Genomic DNA, 15980 nt, shown 5'->3' with positions numbered 1-15980 from the left:
CGGGTCAGCGCGACAGCCGCCGACCGTGCCACCCCCTGCCACCGAACGCCCCCACCGCGCCCGGGTCCGCGTCGATCGGCCCGCCCCCTGGCGCTGGCCGGCGGGGTCGTGACCGTCGAGCCCCCAGTCACCGTGACGCGAGGGATCTACGCCCCCCATCGCGTCGCTCCATTGCAAAGATAAATTCTAATGATTGATTAAGGGTCGACTGCGATATAATGGGGCCTTTTTTCGGGGCGCCGCCTCGGCGGCGCCGGATCCAACGCCTCAGGAACGACCATGAGCAACAAGCCCGACATCGACCCGCAGGAGACGCAGGAGTGGCTCGATGCCCTGCAGGCCGTGCTGGAACAAGAGGGCGTCGAGCGCGCCCATTTCCTGCTCGAGCAGCTGATCGACAAGGCCCGCCGCTCCGGGGCCTACCTCCCCTACCGCGCCAACACCGCGTATCTGAATACGATCCCGCTCCAGCACCAGAAGCACCTGCCCGGCGACCGGGCGATGGAGCGGCGGATCCGCTCCTTCGTGCGCTGGAACGCGATGGCCATGGTGGTCCAGGCCAACCGGCTCTCGACCGAACTCGGCGGCCACATCGCGAGCTTCGCCTCGGTCGCGACCCTCTTCGACGTGGGCTACAACCACTTCTTCCGCGCCCGCTCGAAGGACCATGGCGGCGATCTGCTCTTCATCCAGGGCCACTCGGCGCCGGGCATCTATGCTCGCGCCTTCCTCGAGGGCCGTATCAGCGAGGAGCAGCTCTACCACTTCCGCCAGGAGGTCGACGGGAAGGGGCTCTCCTCGTACCCCCACCCCTGGCTGATGCCGGACTTCTGGCAGTTCCCGACCGTCTCGATGGGGCTCGGCCCGCTGATGGCCATCTACCAGGCGCGCTTCATGCGCTATCTGAGGGACCGCGGGCTGGTCAACACGGGCGATCGCAAGGTCTGGGCCTTCCTCGGCGACGGCGAGATGGACGAGCCCGAGTCGCTCGGCGCCATCTCGCTGGCGGCCCGCGAGCGCCTCGACAACCTGATCTTCGTCGTCAACTGCAACCTCCAGCGCCTCGACGGGCCGGTGCGCGGCAACGGCAAGATCATCCAGGAGCTCGAGGCCGTCTTCCGCGGCGCCGGCTGGAACGTCATCAAGGTCATCTGGGGCAGCTACTGGGACCCGCTCATCGCCCGCGACAAGAGCGGCCTGTTGCTCAAGCGGATGGAGGAGTGCGTCGACGGCGACTACCAGATCTACAAGGCGCGCGGCGGGCGCTACACGCGCGAGCACTTCTTCGGCAAGTACCCGGAGCTGCGCGACCTGGTCGCGAACATGAACGATGACGACATCTGGCGGCTCAACCGCGGCGGCCACGACCCGGTCAAGATCTACACCGCCTATGCCGCGGCCATGGCCCATCGCGGCCAGCCGACCGTGATCCTGGCCAAGACGGTCAAGGGCTACGGCATGGGCGTCGCCGGCGAGGGGATGAACATCACCCACTCGCAGAAGAAGATGGGCGAGACGGCGCTGAAGGCCTTCCGCGACCGCTTCAACATCCCGATCTCCGACGATCAGATCGCCGCCACGCCCTTCTACAAACCGGCCCCGGACAGCCCCGAGATGCGGTACCTGCACGAGCGCCGCGAGGCCCTCGGCGGCTATCTGCCGGCCCGCCACACCAGCGCCCCGAGGCTCGAGGTGCCCGGGCTCGAGGCCTTCGCGCCCCTGCTCGAGGGCAGCGGCGAGAAAGAGATGTCGACGACCATGGCCCTGGTGCGGCTGCTCACGCTGATCCTGCGCGACAAGGCGATCGGTCGGCTCGTCGTGCCCATCGTCCCGGACGAGGCGCGGACCTTCGGCATGGAGGGGCTGTTCCGCCAGCTCGGCATCTACTCCTCGGTCGGTCAGCTCTACGAGCCGGTCGACTCCGATCAGGTCATGTACTACCGCGAGGACAAGCAGGGCCAGATCCTCCAGGAGGGGATCAACGAGGCCGGCGCCATCTCCTCCTGGATCGCCGCGGCCACGGCCTACGCCAATCACGGCCAGGCGACGATCCCCTTCTACATCTTCTATTCGATGTTCGGCTTCCAGCGGGTCGGCGACCTGATCTGGGCGGCCGGCGACATGCGCGCCCGCGGCTTCCTGATCGGCGGCACCGCCGGGCGCACGACGCTCGCCGGCGAGGGCCTCCAGCACCAGGACGGGCACAGCCACCTGATCGCCGCGACCATCCCCAACTGCCACGCCTACGACCCGGCCTTCGCCTACGAACTGGCCGTGATCGTCCAGGACGGCCTGCGGCGGATGTACCAGGCGCAGGAGGACCGCTTCTACTACATCACGGCGATGAACGAGAACTACGTCCAGCCGGCCATGCCCGAGGGGGTCGCGGACGGCATCCTCCAGGGCATGTACCTGTTCCGCCGGGGCGCCGAACGGGCGCAGCGCGTGCAGCTCCTGGGCTCCGGCACGATCCTGCGCGAGGCCCTGGCCGCCGCCGAGTTGTTGGAGAAGGACTTCGCGATCGCTGCCGACGTCTGGAGCGTGACCAGCTTCAACGAGCTGCGCCGCGAGGGCCTGGATGCCGAGCGCTGGAACCTGTTGCACCCGCAGGAGCCGCCCCGGGCGAGCTACGTCGAGACCCAACTGGGTGACACGCACGGGCCGATCGTCGCCGCGACCGACTACCAGCGCGCCTACGCCGACCAGATCCGCCCCTTCGTGCCGCGCCGCTACCGGGTCCTGGGCACCGACGGCTTCGGTCGCAGCGACATGCGCCGGCAGCTGCGGCGGTTCTTCGAGGTCGACCGCCACTACATCGCGCTCGCCGCCCTCAAGGCCCTCGCCGACGACGGCGAGATCCCGGCCCGCACCGTCGCCGAGGCGATCGAGAAATACCGCATCGACCCCGCCAAGCCCAACCCGGTCACGGTCTGAGCGCGCGGCTTTAACGAGGGCGAAGGAGGATTCAGCTTGGCAACCGTAGAAGAGATCCTGCTCCCCGATGTCGGGGACTTCTCCGAGATCCCGGTCATCGAGATCCTGGTCGCGCCCGGCGAGCGCATCGCGCCGGAGCAATCGCTGCTCACGCTGGAGAGCGACAAGGCGACGATGGAGATCCCGGCACCGAAGGGCGGCATCGTGCACGCGCTACGCGTCAAGGTCGGCGACCGGATCAGCACCGGCGACCCGCTGCTGGCGTTGGAGGTCGACGAGGGGGCGGAGGCCGACGCGCCGCCGCGGTCGGGGCCCGATTTGGCGCCCGATTCGGCGTCGGATACGGCGCCGGCCCAAGCGCCGCAAACGACCCAAACGGGACATGGCGTCGAGGAGCGAGGCGCCACGCCAGAGGCGCCTGACGCGCCGAACGCGCCCGAGCCCCCCCCGGAGATCACCGAGGCGCGCCGCCCCGGCGACAAGGCCGCCCGCCCAGCGCCGCTGCGGCCACGGCCGGCCGACCTGGCCGCCGTCGCCCGGGGCCGCATGCCGCATGCGAGCCCGGCGGTGCGTCGCTTCGCCCGCGAGCTCGGCGTCGAACTCGGCCGCGTCAAGGGCAGCGGGCGCAAGGGACGGATCGTCAAGGAGGATGTCCAGGGCTTCGTCCAGCAGGCCCTGCGCCAAGGCGGGAGCGGGGGCGGCGCCCCGAGCGGGCTGCCGTTCCAGCTGCCGGCCGCCCCCGAGGTCGACTTCGCCCGCTTCGGCCCCATCGAAGAGGTTCCCCTGACGCGCATCCAGCGCATCAGCGGCGCGCACCTGCACCGCTGCTGGCTGACGGTGCCCCATGTCACCCAGTTCGACGAGGCCGACATCACCGAACTGGAGACCTTCCGCCGGGCGCAGCAACAGGCCGGCGAGGGCGAGGTCAAGCTGACCTTCCTGCCCTTCCTGCTCAAGGCGGTGGCGACCGCCCTGCTCGCCCAGCCGCGCCTCAAAGCCTCGCTGAGCGCGGACGGCGAGGGCCTGATCCTCAAGCACTACACCCACATCGGCGTCGCCGTCGACACGCCGAACGGACTGGTCGTGCCCGTCGTGCGCGACGTCGACAAGAAGGGGGTCCTGGCGCTCGCCGGGGAGCTGGCCGAGCTGAGCGCCAAGGCCCGCGCCGGCAAGCTCCTGCCCGGCGACATGCAGGGCGGCTGCTTCACCGTCTCGAGCCTCGGCGGGATCGGCGGCACCGCCTTCACGCCGATCGTCAACGCCCCCGAGGTCGCGATCCTCGGCGTCGCCCGCGCCACCGTGCGACCGGTCTGGGACGGCGACGGCTTCGTGCCGCGCACCATCCTGCCGCTCGCGCTGTCCTACGACCACCGGGTCGTCGACGGTGCCGAGGGGGCGCGCTTCACGCAGCGCCTGGCCCGCCTCCTCGGCGACATCCGCCGCCTGCTGTTGTGACAGGGTTTGGGCCGGCCGCGCGCCGGCCCGGGCCGTGCCTGTCTCTGGACCGTCGCCCGCAGCCCGTCGTCGAGCGTGTAGAATAGCCGGCCAACAGAGGCCGCGGGCCGTCGGCGGCCCCGGCGACCTATCCGCGCGGCACCCCGCCCATCGCAACCGACGAGACAGCCCCGCCCATGACCCAGACCATCGAGGTAAAGCTCCCGGATATCGGGGATTTCAAGGACGTCAGCGTGATCGAGTTGCTGGTCGCCCCGGGCGACCGCATCGAGGCCGAGACCTCCCTGATCACGCTGGAGAGCGACAAGGCGACGATGGAGATCCCGAGCCCCCACGCCGGGACCGTCAAGGCGCTGGCGGTCAAGGTCGGCGACCGGATCTCGGCGGGGGACCCGATCCTGACGCTGGAGGCCGACGAGGCGGCGCGCGGGGCGGGCGACGATGCCCCGACGGCGTCACCCACGACGACACGCGAGCCGTCCGCGACACCCGCCGCGGGGCCGAACGCGGCCGACGAGGCCGAGACGCGCGAGATCCTCGCCGAGGTCGCCGTGCTCGGCGCCGGCCCCGGCGGCTACACGGCCGCCTTCCGCGCCGCCGACCTCGGCAAGAAGGTCGTGCTGATCGAGCGCTACCCGACGCTCGGGGGCGTCTGCCTCAACGTCGGCTGCATCCCGTCGAAGGCGCTGCTGCACACGGCGGCGATCATCGAGGAGGCCAAGGCGGTGTCGGCGATGGGCGTGACCTTCGCCCCGCCCGAGATCGATCTCGGCAAGATGCGCGCCGGCAAGGACAAGGTCGTCGCGCGCCTGACCGGGGGCCTCGCGGCGCTCGCCAAACAGCGCAAGGTCGAGGTCGTCCAGGGCACGGGGCGCTTCGAATCGCCCAACCGCCTCCTCGTCGAGTCCCCCGCCGGGCGCACCCGGATCAGCTTCGATCAGTGCATCGTCGCCTGCGGCTCCAGCCCGATGCGCATCCCCGGCTTCCCGCACGAGGACCCGCGGGTCATGGACTCGACCGACGCGCTGGAGATCGCCGACATCCCGAAGCGGCTCCTGATCGTCGGCGGCGGCATCATCGGCCTGGAGATGGCGAGCGTCTATCAGGCCCTCGGCACCGAGATCGAGGTCGTCGAGCTCAAGGGGCAGTTGATCCCCGGCTGCGACCCGGACCTGGTGCGGGCGCTGACGAAGGTCATCGGCAAGCGCTACAAGCGGATCCTGCTCGAGACCAAGGTCGAGAAGATGACCGCCACGGGCGACGGCATCCAGGTCGTCTTCACCGGCAAGCACGCCGGCGAGGCGACCTACGACAAGGTGCTGGTCGCGATCGGGCGGCGGCCCAACGGCCGCCTGATCAATGCCGAGGCGGCCGGGGTCGAGGTCGACGAGCACGGCTTCATCGCGGTGGACGCGCATAGGCGCACCAACGTCCCGCACATCTTCGCGATCGGCGACGTCGTCGGCGGGCCGATGCTGGCCCACAAGGCGACCCACGAGGGCAAGGTCGCCGCCGAGGTGATCGCCGGGCTGCCGGCCCTGTTCGACCCGCTGGCGATCCCGTCGGTCGCCTACACCGACCCCGAGATCGCCTGGATGGGCCTCACCGAGACCGAGGCCAAGGCCAAGGGCATCGCCTACGAGAAGGGCGTCTTCCCGTGGGCGGCGAGCGGCCGGGCGCTCGGGATCCACCGCGAGGAAGGGCTCACGAAGCTCCTCTTCGACCCCGAGACCAAGCGCCTGCTCGGCGCCGGCATCGTCGGGCCGAACGCCGGCGAGCTGATCGGCGAGGCGGTCCTGGCCCTGGAGCTCGGCGCCGACTACGAGGACATCGGGCTGACGATCCACCCGCACCCGACCCTGAACGAGACGATCGCGCTCGCCGCCGAGATGGCCCACGGGTCGATCACCGACCTGATGCCGCCGCGCAAGCGCTGAGGTCCGATTGACCGCAGAGGCGCAAAGGACGCGAAGGATCATTGCACTGAGGGATGATTCAAGGACAACTGGCACATCTTCTTGGAACTACGAAACACGCGAAAGACGCGAAAAAACTGAACATGCGTAGGATTATCGGCTGTTTTTCGCGACTTTCGTGGATTTCGTAGTTTCTTGTCTTCCCCGCGCTCGTGTCGGTTGCTTCTGCACTGTTCCTTGGGGTGGTTGCAGCGCTCACCCGATGGTGCGCCGTTAGCGGATCCGTCGCCGACCTCGACGATCCGCCCGACGGGCCTTTTTCCTTTGCGTCCTCGGCGCCTTTGCGGTTCCAATTGCAAGATAAACATTCCAGGCAGATAGACACCGGCGATGCATAACGACTACGACCCGCAGGCCATCGAGGCCGCGGCCCAGGCCTTTTGGGAAGAACACCAGAGCTTCAAGGCGGTCGAGGATCCGACCCGCGAGAAGTTCTACTGCCTCTCGATGTTCCCCTACCCCTCCGGGCGCCTGCACATGGGCCATGTGCGCAACTACACGATCGGCGATGTGATCGCCCGCTACCAGCGCATGCGCGGCAAGAACGTCCTCCAGCCGATGGGCTGGGACGCCTTCGGCCTGCCGGCGGAGAACGCGGCGATCCAGCACGGCATCCCGCCGTCGCAGTGGACGCGCCAGAACATCGCCTACATGAAGGGGCAGCTGCGCCGCCTCGGCTTCGGCTACGACTGGGACCGCGAGCTCGCGACCTGCGACCCGGACTACTACCGCTGGGAACAGTGGCTCTTCACCCGCCTGATCGAGAAGGGCCTCGCGTACCGGGCCACCGCGGTCGTCAACTGGGACCCGGTCGACCAGACGGTGCTCGCCAACGAGCAGGTCATCGACGGCAAGGGCTGGCGCTCCGGGGCGCCGGTCGAGCGGCGCGAGATCGAGCAATGGTCGGTGCGCATCACCGACTATGCCGAGGAGCTGCTCGAGGCACTCGACGGCCTGGACGGCTGGCCCGAGCAGGTGCGCACGATGCAGCGCAACTGGATCGGGCGCTCCGAGGGCGTCTACATGGAATTCGGCATCGCGGGCTCCGAGGAGACGCTCGGCATCTACACGACCCGCCCGGACACCGTCATGGGCGTGACCTATGTCGCGGTCGCCGCCGAGCACCCGCTCGCGCGCCGCGCCGCCGCGTCCGATCCGGCCCTCGCGGCCTTCATCGACGAGTGCCGCCGCGGCGGCGTCTCCGAGGCCGAGCTGGAGACGATGGAGAAGAAGGGCCATCCGTTGGGCCTGGACGCGATCCACCCGATCACCGGCGCGGCCGTGCCCATCTACGCCGCGAACTTCGTCCTGATGGGCTATGGCACCGGCGCCGTGATGTCGGTCCCGGCCCATGACCATCGAGACTTCGATTTCGCGAAGAAATATGGCATTCCTATCAAGCCAGTGATCGTTCCACGCGAATGGCAGGGAAGAAACATCTATAAGCTATCCGGTAGCAATGATGCCGTTGGTAATCAGCCGATCGTGGGTGAATCGCCGGCATTGGGTGTGAGTGGCCAACCGGTGCTCGATCCACTGCAGTTCGATAAGTGGGACGACAGATTTGAGCAACCAGGCGTGCTCTTCGACTCGGCTCCCTTCGATGGCCTGACTTCGGCGGATGCCTTCGACGCCATCGCCGCCTGGCTCGCCGAGCGCGGCAAGGGCGAGCGGCGGGTCAACTTCCGGCTGCGCGACTGGGGCGTCTCGCGCCAGCGCTACTGGGGCTGCCCGATCCCGGTCGTGCGCACCGCCGACGGCGGCATCCGCGCCGAGACCGACCTGCCGGTGCGCCTGCCCGAGGACGTCGTCGTCGACGGCTCGGGCTCACCGCTGAAACGAATGCCCGAGTTCTCCGAGCTCGCCGCCGGCGAGACCCGCGAGACCGACACCTTCGACACCTTCTTCGAGTCGAGCTGGTACTACGCGCGCTACTGCAGCGCCGACTGCGACCAGGCCATGCTCGATGAGCGGGCCAAGTACTGGCTGCCGGTCGATCAGTACGTCGGCGGCATCGAGCACGCGGTGCTGCACCTGCTCTACGCGCGCTTCTTCCACAAGCTGATGCGCGACGAGGGGCTGGTCGCCTGCGACGAGCCCTTCACGCGACTGCTGACGCAGGGGATGGTCGTCGCCGAGACCTGGTACCGTGAGGGCCCCGACGGGCGCAAGACCTGGATCAACCCCGCCGATGTCGAGGTCACCCGCGACGAGAAGGGCAAGCTCGTCGGCGCGGTCCTGAAGGCCGATGGCCAACCGGTGACCTTCGGCGGCGTCGAGAAGATGTCGAAGTCGAAGAACAACGGCGTCGACCCCCAGACCCTGATCGACCGCTACGGCGCCGACACGGTGCGGCTCTACACCATGTTCACCTCACCGCCCGACCAGTCGCTCGAATGGAACGACGAGGGCGTCGAGGGCGCCGCCCGCTTCCTCCGCCGGCTCTGGGCCCTGGCGGCGAACGAGCCCGCCGGCGAACCCGGCGATGCCCGGAGCGGCGAGGTTGCGTTGAGCGAGGCCGACCAAGCGGCCCGCCGCGAGCTGCACGCGACCCTGCGCAAGGCCCTCTACGACTACGAGCGCAACCAGTTCAACACGGTCGTCTCGGGCTGCATGACGATGGTCAACATCCTCTACAAGCTCGACGACGGGCCGTCGGGGCGTGCACTGAAGCGCGAGGGGTTGGGTCTGGTGCTGCGCCTGCTCGGGCCGATCGCGCCGCACGTCACCCACCACCTGTGGTGTGCGCTCGGCTTCGGCGACGACATCCTGAACGCGCCCTGGCCGATCGTCGATGAGGAGGCGCTGCGCCAGGCCCAGGTCGAGTACGTCGTGCAGGTCAATGGCAAGGTCCGCGGCAAGGTCGCGGTGCCGGCCGATGCGCCCCGCGCGGCGATCGAAGAGGCGGCGCTCGCCAACGACAACGTCCAGCGCTTCATCGCCGCGCAGACGGTACGCAAGGTCGTCCTGGTCCCCAACAAGCTGGTGAACATCGTTGCCAACTGATACGCCCTCGCTGCCGGCGCAGCCCGCGCGCCGCCACCGGTCGGTCCCGTGGCGCCCCCTCGTCGCCGCCGCGCTCGCGGCGCTGCTGGCGGGCGGCTGCGGCTTCCAGTTGCGCGGCACGAGCGAGATCCCCCTGGAGCTCGATCCGCTCTTCATCCAGGACGACGCGGGCACCGCGACCGGCCGGGCGCTCCTCGATCGCCTCCAGGGCAGCCAGGTGCGGATCACCGAGGACCGGCAGGCGGCGCGGGCCGTCGTGCGCATCCTCTCGGAGAACCGCGACTCGCGCGTCGCCGCCGTCGACCGCAACGGCAAGGTGCTGGCCTACGACCTGGGCCTGCAGGTGACCTTCGATGCCCTCGACGCCGCCGGCGCCCCGCTCGTCCCCGCCCAGCAGGTGACCCTAATGCGCACCTTCGACAATCCGGACATCGAGGTCCTCGGCAAGCGCGAGGAGACCGAGATGGTCTACCGGGACATGGAGGAGGAGGCCGCCGACCGCCTGGTGCTGCGCCTGCGCGCGGCCCTGCGCTGAGGCGCGCCGCACGCCGCGATGCGCCTGCGCTACCCGCAGCTCGCCGGCCATCTGCGCCGAGGCCTGGCGCCCGTCTACCTGCTGAGCGGCGGCGAACCGCTCCAGCTGCGCGACGCCGCCGAGGCGATCCGCGCCGCGGCCCGCGCCGCCGGCTGCGACGAGCGCGAGGTCCTCGATCAGGACGCCACCTTCGACTGGCGGGCACTGGCCGCGACCCGCGAGACCCTGTCGCTCTTCTCGCGCCGCCGGCTCATCGAGCTGCGCATCGCGACCGCGCGCCTCGGCCGCGACGGCGGCGCGGCGCTGCGCGCCTACTGCGCCCGCCCACCCGCCGAGGACTGCCTGCTGATCCTCGCCCCGCACCTGGAGCGCAAGGAGCTCAAGGGCGGCTGGTCGCAGGCCGTCGATCAGGCCGGCGTGATCCTCGAGGTCTGGCCGCTGACCGGGCGCACCTTCATCGCCTGGCTGGAGGAACGACTGCGGGCGGCCGGCTTCCAACCGGCCCCCGGGGTCGCCGCCCTGCTCGCCGAGCGGGCCGAGGGGAACATGCTCGCCGCCGACCAGGAGGTCGAGAAGCTCGCGCTGCTGCACGCCGGCGGCCCGCTGAGCGAGGCCGACCTGCTGGCCGCCGTCGGCGACAGCGCACGCTTCGACGTCTTCGCGCTGGGCGACGCGGCCCTGGCCGGCGAGCGGGCACGCGTCCAACGCATCCTCGCGGTGCTCGCTGCCGACGGCACCGGTGAGCCCCTGGTCCTCTGGAGCCTGGCCCGCGACGTCCGCCTGCTCGCGGCGGCGGCCTTCGCCCGCGCGCGCGGCCAAGACCTCGCACCCGTCTTCGCCGCCCACCAGGTCCGCCCGACGCGCCAGCCCCAGGTCGAGCGGGCGCTCGCCCGGCTGCCGCTCGCGGACCTGCACCGGCTGCTCGAGCGCTGCGCCGCCGCCGATGCCTGCATCAAGGGGGTGATGCCCGGCGACCCCTGGCCGCTGCTCGCGGAGATCGCCGACGGGTTGGCCCGCGGCGCGCGGAGGAATTTCCGCCCGCCACCGAATTTGGTAGGCTAGCCGAACGCTTAGGCGATTCCGGTCGATGAACAGACCGTCTATTCCGCTCCGGCCATCAGCCTTAGGGAACGGCGCAGAAACAACCGACGCAAGCGCAGGGAAGACAAGAAACTACGAAATACACGAAAATCGCGAAAAACAGCGGATAAGTCGATTTTTGTTCAGTTTTTTCGCGTGTTTCGCGTGTTTCGCGTGTTTCGCGTGTTTCGCGTGTTTCGCGTGTTTCGTAGTTCTAAGAAGATGTGCCGGTTGTTCTTGATTCGTTGCTAGGTCCAGGTGGCGCCGCCACCCCGCCCAAGAGGTCACGACGACAGATGTCCACCACCCAACCGCTCGAGGCGCTGGTCAGCGAGACCGCGATCGACGACATCGGCACCCACATGGCCGAGGTCGGCGCGCGCGCCCGCGCCGCCGCCCGCCACCTGGCGCGCGCCGACACGGCCGCGAAAGACGCCGCGTTGCGCGCGATCGCCGAGGATCTCGATGGCCAGCGCGACCTGCTCGCGACAGCCAATCGCCACGACCTGGAGGCCGGCGCCGCCAAGGGTCTCGACGCGGCCCTGCTCGATCGCCTCGAACTCACACCGGCACGGATCGACGCCATGATCGAGGGCCTGCGCCAGATCGCCGCCCTGCCCGACCCGGTCGGCACCATCACCGACCTGGCCTACCGCCCGAGCGGCATCCAGGTCGGACGGATGCGCGTCCCGCTCGGGGTCGTCGGCATCATCTACGAGTCGCGCCCGAACGTGACCGCCGATGCCGCCGGGCTATGCCTCAAGTCCGGCAATGCCTGCGTCCTGCGCGGCGGCTCGGAGGCCTTCGCGTCGAACCAGGCGATCGCCGCGAGCATCCGCCGCGGGCTCGCGCGCGCCGGCCTGCCGGGCGACGGCGTCCAGGTACTGACGACGACGGACCGGGCCGCGGTCGGGGCCATGATCCAGATGCCCGAGGCGATCGACGTCATCATCCCGCGCGGCGGCAAGGGCCTGATCGAACGCATCAGCCGCGACGCGCGGGTGCCGGTCATCAAACACCTGGACGGGGTCTGCCACGTCTACATCGATGACGCCGCCGATCTCGACAAGGCCTTCGCGATCGCCCTCAACGCGAAGACCCAGCGCTACGGCACCTGCAACACGATGGAGACGCTGCTCGTCGCCGAGGGCGTCGCCGCGCGGATCCTGCCGCGGCTCGGCGCCGCCTACGCCGCCAAGGGGGTGGAGCTGCGCGGTTGCCCGCGCGCCTGCGCGCTGCTGCCCGAGGCCGTGGCGGCGAGCGACGCCGACTGGGGGGCCGAGTACCTGGCGCCGATCCTCGCCGTGCGGGTCGTCGCCGACCTGGACGCGGCGATGGACCACATCGCCCGCTACGGCTCGGGCCACACGGAGGCGATCGTCACCGAGGACTACTCGCGCGCCCGCCGCTTCCTGCGCGAGGTCGACTCCAGCTCGGTCATGGTCAACGCCTCGACCCGCTTCGCCGACGGCTTCGAGTACGGCCTCGGCGCCGAGATCGGCATCAGCACCGACAAGTTCCACGCCCGCGGGCCGGTCGGCCTCGAGGGGCTGACGTCGCAGAAATTCGTCGTCCTCGGCGACGGCCAGGTGCGCGGGGGTTGAGGCCCGATGACGCCTCGGACACCAGCCCAAGGGAGCGGGGCCGAGGGGTGGCGGCGCTGACCCCCGTGCAGGGCAGGACCGCGGCCCGGCGCGGCGGCACGGGCCCGCGCACGACATGATCGGGATCCTCGGCGGCACCTTCGACCCGATCCACTTCGGCCACCTGCGCCCGGCCCTCGAGGTCGCCGAGGCGCTCGGTCTCGCCGAGCTGCGCCTGGTGCCGCTGAATCAGGCCGTCCACCGCGCCCAGCCCCATGCCGACGGCCGCCACCGCCTGGCGATGGTACGGGCGGCGATCGCGGACCAGCCGGGCTTTCTCGCCGACGCCCGCGAGCTCGAGCGCCCGGGCGGCTCCTACAGCCACGACACCCTCGCCTCGTTGCGCGCCGAGCTCGGGCCGCGACGCCCGCTCTGCCTGCTGCTCGGCAGCGATGCCTTCGCCGGCTTCCTCGCCTGGCACCGCCCGCACGCGATCCTCGGGCTCGCCCATCTGGTCGTGATGACCCGACCTGGCCCAGCGCCCGAGTGGGACCCCGACCTGCGCGCCCTACTCGCCGAACGACAGGCGACGGACCCCGCGGCCCTGGCGCGACGGCCGGCCGGCCACATCCATTGCCACGAGGTGACGCAACTGGCGATCTCGGCGACGGCGATCCGCCGCCTGATCGCCGCCGGCCGCAGCGCCCGCTTCCTGCTCCCGGATCCGGTCATCGCGATCATCGAGCAGGCCGGGCTCTACCGCCGGGCACAGGCCCCGAACGCGCCACTGGCGCCCTGATATCCGACCCCCAACCCCGACAGAGGAGATCGCATGCAGCTCGATGAGCTCAAGAGCCTGGTCCTGGCGACCCTGGACGACATGAAGGCCAGGGACGTCAGCGTCCTCGATGTCCATGGCAAGACATCGGTCACGGACTACATGGTCGTCGCCAGCGGCACCTCGGATCGCCACGTCAAGGCGATCGCCGAGACCGTCGCCTACCGGGCCAAGGAGGCCGGCGAGGCGCCGCTCGGCTGCGAGGGCGTCGCCGAGGGCGAATGGGCGCTGGTCGACCTCAACGGCATCGTCGTCCACGTCATGCTGCCCAAGGTCCGCGACTTCTACAACCTCGAGCGGCTCTGGGCGGCGCCGACCCTGGTCGCCACCGCCGCCCACGGCCGCTGAGGCTCGGGTCCGGCCATGGCATCGCACCGATGACCGCGGGACCCGGGATCGCCAAGGACGGCGCACGGCCGCGCGTGAGCCTGATCGCGGCAATGGCGCACAACCGCGTCATCGGTCGCGACAATGCGCTGCCCTGGCACCTGCCCGCCGACCTCGCCCACTTCAAGCGTCTGACCCTCGACAAGCCGATCGTCATGGGTCGGCGCACCTGGGAATCGCTGCCCGGCCTGCTCGCGCGGCGCCGGCATATCGTCGTCACGCGCGACCCAGGCTATCGCGCCCCGGGCTGCCTGGTCGTCGGCTCGCCCGAGGAGGCCCTGGCCGCGGCCGCCGGGGCGGCCGAGCTCATGGTCATCGGTGGGGCGGCCCTGTACCGGGCGATGCTGCCGCTGGCCCAACGCCTGTACCTGACCGAGATCGCCGCCGACATCGCCGGCGACACGGTCTTCCCGGCCTGGGACCCGGCCTGTTGGCGGGAGAACCGCCGCGAGGTCCGCGCGCGCGATGCGCGCAACCCCTACGACCTCGCCTTCGTCGAACTCGTGCGGATCCATCCGGACCCACCCGCGGCGCGCTGAGCCGCGGGCCGCCGGATCAGGCGATCTCGACCAACTCCAGCGCGAAGGTCAGATCGCGACCCGCCAGCGGGTGATTGCCGTCGATCAGGACCTGCTCGTCGGCGATCTGCACGACGGTGAAGCTCAGGCGATTGCCGTCCGGCGCCTCGGCATGCAGGATCATGCCCTCGGCGAGCTCGATCTCGGCCGGGATCGCCGAGCGCGGGATCTGCTGGAGCATCTCGTCGTTGCGCGGGCCGTAGGCCTCGCCGGCGGGGATGACGACGGTCTTCGACTCGCCGGCGTCCATCCCGAGGACGGCATTGTCGAACCCCGGGATCACGTCCCCGGCGCCCAGCGTGAACTCGATCGGACCCTGCCCGAGCGAGGAATCGAACACGGTGCCGTCATCCAAGGTGCCGGTGTAGTGGACCTTGACGGTATCGCCGGTCTGGGCGGAAGCCATAGACATCTCCTGAAGGATAGTGGGGAAGGACTGCAAAGGGGTGGAAGCACGCGCGACGCCGCACTGCCTAGGAAGGGTTCAGAAACGACCGACACAAGCGCGCGGACGACAAGATGAAGAGATGCCGGTCGTTCTGAAATCGCCGCCTACCGTAAGACATGGCCACTGCCACCGGGCAGATTCAAGGGCCACGACGCGCGCCGCACGGTGAGCCTGTCTGGTCACCCTAGTACAGAGGCCGACGCGAATGCAAACCGGCGGCCATCGGCCGCCAACCCCTGGGGCGCTCAGCGTCCGGCGAGGACCCGGTCGAGGGCCGCGCGTGCCCGATTGCTCGGCACCGCGAAGCCGATCCCGACGTTGCCCCCGGCCGGCCCGATCAGCGCCGAGTTGATGCCGACCACCTCGCCGGCGAGATTGATCAGCGGCCCGCCGGAGTTGCCCGGATTGATCGAGGCATCGGTCTGAATGAGGTCGCCGAGCCGACTGCCGGCGATGCCGGTGCGCCCGACCGCGCTGACGATGCCCGAGGTGACGGTCTGGCCGAGGCCGAACGGGTTGCCGATCGCGATGACGAAGTCGCCGACCTCCAGGTCGTCGGAATTGCCGAAGCGCAGGTTGACGCTCGCGACCGGCTCGATCTGGAGGACGGCCACGTCGGCGCGCGCATCGCCGCCGAGGAGCCGCGCCCGGAAGCTCCGCTGGTCCTTGAGGGTGACCGTGATCTCCTTGGCATCCTCGAGCAGGTGATAGTTGGTCAGCACGAAGCCGCGGCTGCTATCGACGATCACCCCCGAACCCACGCTCTGGCGCCGTTCAGTGCCGCTGATGTTCGGCATCGGCAGGTCGAACTTCTCGAGAAAATTGCGAAAATCCGGGTCGCGCAGGAACGGATGCTCGCGCGCAGCGACCTCGGAGACGACCGAGATGTTGACGACCGCCGGCGTGACCCGCTTGAGCAGCGGCGCGAGCGACGGGTATCCGCCACGTGCCTTGCGATACGGGAAGTTGGCACCATCGCCGGCGGCCGCCAGCGGCGGCGCGACCACGACCGACGGCGCCGCGGGACTCACCGGCGGCGCCGTCGCGCAACCGGCCAGCGCCAGGGAGACCAACGCCGAGATCGCGACCGCAATCCAGCCCCGACAGGCAGTGGCGCACCCCGGGGTGCGCCCCGCCCTCATCACGATAGGCCTGTCCAT

The 15980-nt window shown here is 70.1% G+C and carries 12 protein-coding genes; 10 read left to right on the top strand and 2 right to left on the bottom strand.

The window, feature by feature from the left end; genetic code table 11:
- The first annotated feature begins 279 nt into the window (after nt 1-279).
- From aceE to CKO41_RS11370, 10 genes are all read left to right on the top strand, one after another.
- On the top strand, nt 280-2934 hold the full coding sequence (gene aceE / locus CKO41_RS11415; RefSeq protein WP_200382314.1) for a pyruvate dehydrogenase (acetyl-transferring), homodimeric type: 2655 nt from the start codon (nt 280-282) through the stop codon (nt 2932-2934).
- A 36-nt stretch (nt 2935-2970) separates the two neighbouring features.
- Nucleotides 2971-4389, top strand: coding sequence for a 2-oxo acid dehydrogenase subunit E2 (locus CKO41_RS11410; protein ID WP_200382312.1), 1419 nt, complete (start codon nt 2971-2973; stop codon nt 4387-4389).
- 176 nt (nt 4390-4565) lie between these two features.
- Nucleotides 4566-6326, top strand: coding sequence for a dihydrolipoyl dehydrogenase (lpdA, locus tag CKO41_RS11405; protein ID WP_200382306.1), 1761 nt, complete (start codon nt 4566-4568; stop codon nt 6324-6326).
- Between the two features lie 369 nt (nt 6327-6695).
- Nucleotides 6696-9371 (top strand): leucine--tRNA ligase, encoded by a 2676-nt coding sequence (gene leuS / locus CKO41_RS11400; RefSeq protein WP_200382305.1) that lies wholly within the window; start codon nt 6696-6698, stop codon nt 9369-9371.
- Entirely contained in the window at nt 9361-9906 is a 546-nt protein-coding gene (locus CKO41_RS11395) for an LPS-assembly lipoprotein LptE (RefSeq protein ID WP_242464277.1), read from the top strand. The genes leuS and CKO41_RS11395 overlap by 11 nt, the downstream gene beginning before the upstream one ends.
- An 18-nt stretch (nt 9907-9924) precedes the next feature.
- Nucleotides 9925-10968 carry a DNA polymerase III subunit delta gene (gene holA / locus CKO41_RS11390; RefSeq protein ID WP_200382304.1) on the top strand — a complete coding sequence of 348 codons (1044 nt, stop codon included), beginning with the start codon at nt 9925-9927 and terminating at the stop codon, nt 10966-10968.
- 314 nt (nt 10969-11282) lie between these two features.
- Entirely contained in the window at nt 11283-12590 is a 1308-nt protein-coding gene (locus tag CKO41_RS11385) for a glutamate-5-semialdehyde dehydrogenase (RefSeq protein WP_200251178.1), read from the top strand.
- A 115-nt stretch (nt 12591-12705) separates the two neighbouring features.
- A complete protein-coding gene (gene nadD / locus CKO41_RS11380) occupies nt 12706-13368 on the top strand; it encodes a nicotinate-nucleotide adenylyltransferase (protein ID WP_200251180.1) in 663 nt (220 codons plus the stop codon).
- Between the two features lie 33 nt (nt 13369-13401).
- Entirely contained in the window at nt 13402-13755 is a 354-nt protein-coding gene (rsfS, locus tag CKO41_RS11375) for a ribosome silencing factor (protein ID WP_200251182.1), read from the top strand.
- Nucleotides 13756-13784: 29 nt separating this feature from the next.
- Nucleotides 13785-14333 (top strand): dihydrofolate reductase, encoded by a 549-nt coding sequence (locus CKO41_RS11370; RefSeq protein ID WP_200251184.1) that lies wholly within the window; start codon nt 13785-13787, stop codon nt 14331-14333.
- Between the two features lie 16 nt (nt 14334-14349).
- Here the strand turns inward: CKO41_RS11370 and CKO41_RS11365 are convergent, their stop codons facing one another.
- Together CKO41_RS11365 and CKO41_RS11360 are read right to left on the bottom strand one after the other, a co-directional pair.
- A complete protein-coding gene (locus CKO41_RS11365) occupies nt 14350-14778 on the bottom strand; it encodes an FKBP-type peptidyl-prolyl cis-trans isomerase (RefSeq protein ID WP_200251186.1) in 429 nt (142 codons plus the stop codon).
- A 287-nt stretch (nt 14779-15065) separates the two neighbouring features.
- Complete coding sequence (locus tag CKO41_RS11360; protein WP_242464274.1) at nt 15066-15980, bottom strand: trypsin-like peptidase domain-containing protein; 915 nt, start codon at nt 15978-15980, stop codon at nt 15066-15068.

The organism is Thiococcus pfennigii (genome assembly GCF_016583835.1).
GTDB lineage: Bacteria > Pseudomonadota > Gammaproteobacteria > Chromatiales > Chromatiaceae > Thiococcus > Thiococcus pfennigii.
The sequence above is the reverse complement of the archived record's forward strand: the minus strand, read 5'-3'. Positions and strand labels throughout refer to the sequence as shown.

Excerpts from the sequence above, each read along its gene's own strand:
- rsfS (WP_200251182.1), top strand. The coding sequence starts at position 13,402 with ATGCAGCTCGATGAGCTCAAGAGCCTGGTCCTGGCGACCCTGGACGAC.
- CKO41_RS11385 (WP_200251178.1), top strand. The coding sequence starts at position 11,283 with ATGTCCACCACCCAACCGCTCGAGGCGCTGGTCAGCGAGACCGCGATC.
- lpdA (WP_200382306.1), top strand. The coding sequence starts at position 4,566 with ATGACCCAGACCATCGAGGTAAAGCTCCCGGATATCGGGGATTTCAAG.
- CKO41_RS11370 (WP_200251184.1), top strand. The coding sequence starts at position 13,785 with ATGACCGCGGGACCCGGGATCGCCAAGGACGGCGCACGGCCGCGCGTG.
- leuS (WP_200382305.1), top strand. The coding sequence starts at position 6,696 with ATGCATAACGACTACGACCCGCAGGCCATCGAGGCCGCGGCCCAGGCC.
- CKO41_RS11360 (WP_242464274.1), bottom strand. The coding sequence starts at position 15,980 with ATGGACAGGCCTATCGTGATGAGGGCGGGGCGCACCCCGGGGTGCGCC.
- holA (WP_200382304.1), top strand. The coding sequence starts at position 9,925 with ATGCGCCTGCGCTACCCGCAGCTCGCCGGCCATCTGCGCCGAGGCCTG.
- nadD (WP_200251180.1), top strand. The coding sequence starts at position 12,706 with ATGATCGGGATCCTCGGCGGCACCTTCGACCCGATCCACTTCGGCCAC.
- CKO41_RS11365 (WP_200251186.1), bottom strand. The coding sequence starts at position 14,778 with ATGGCTTCCGCCCAGACCGGCGATACCGTCAAGGTCCACTACACCGGC.
- aceE (WP_200382314.1), top strand. The coding sequence starts at position 280 with ATGAGCAACAAGCCCGACATCGACCCGCAGGAGACGCAGGAGTGGCTC.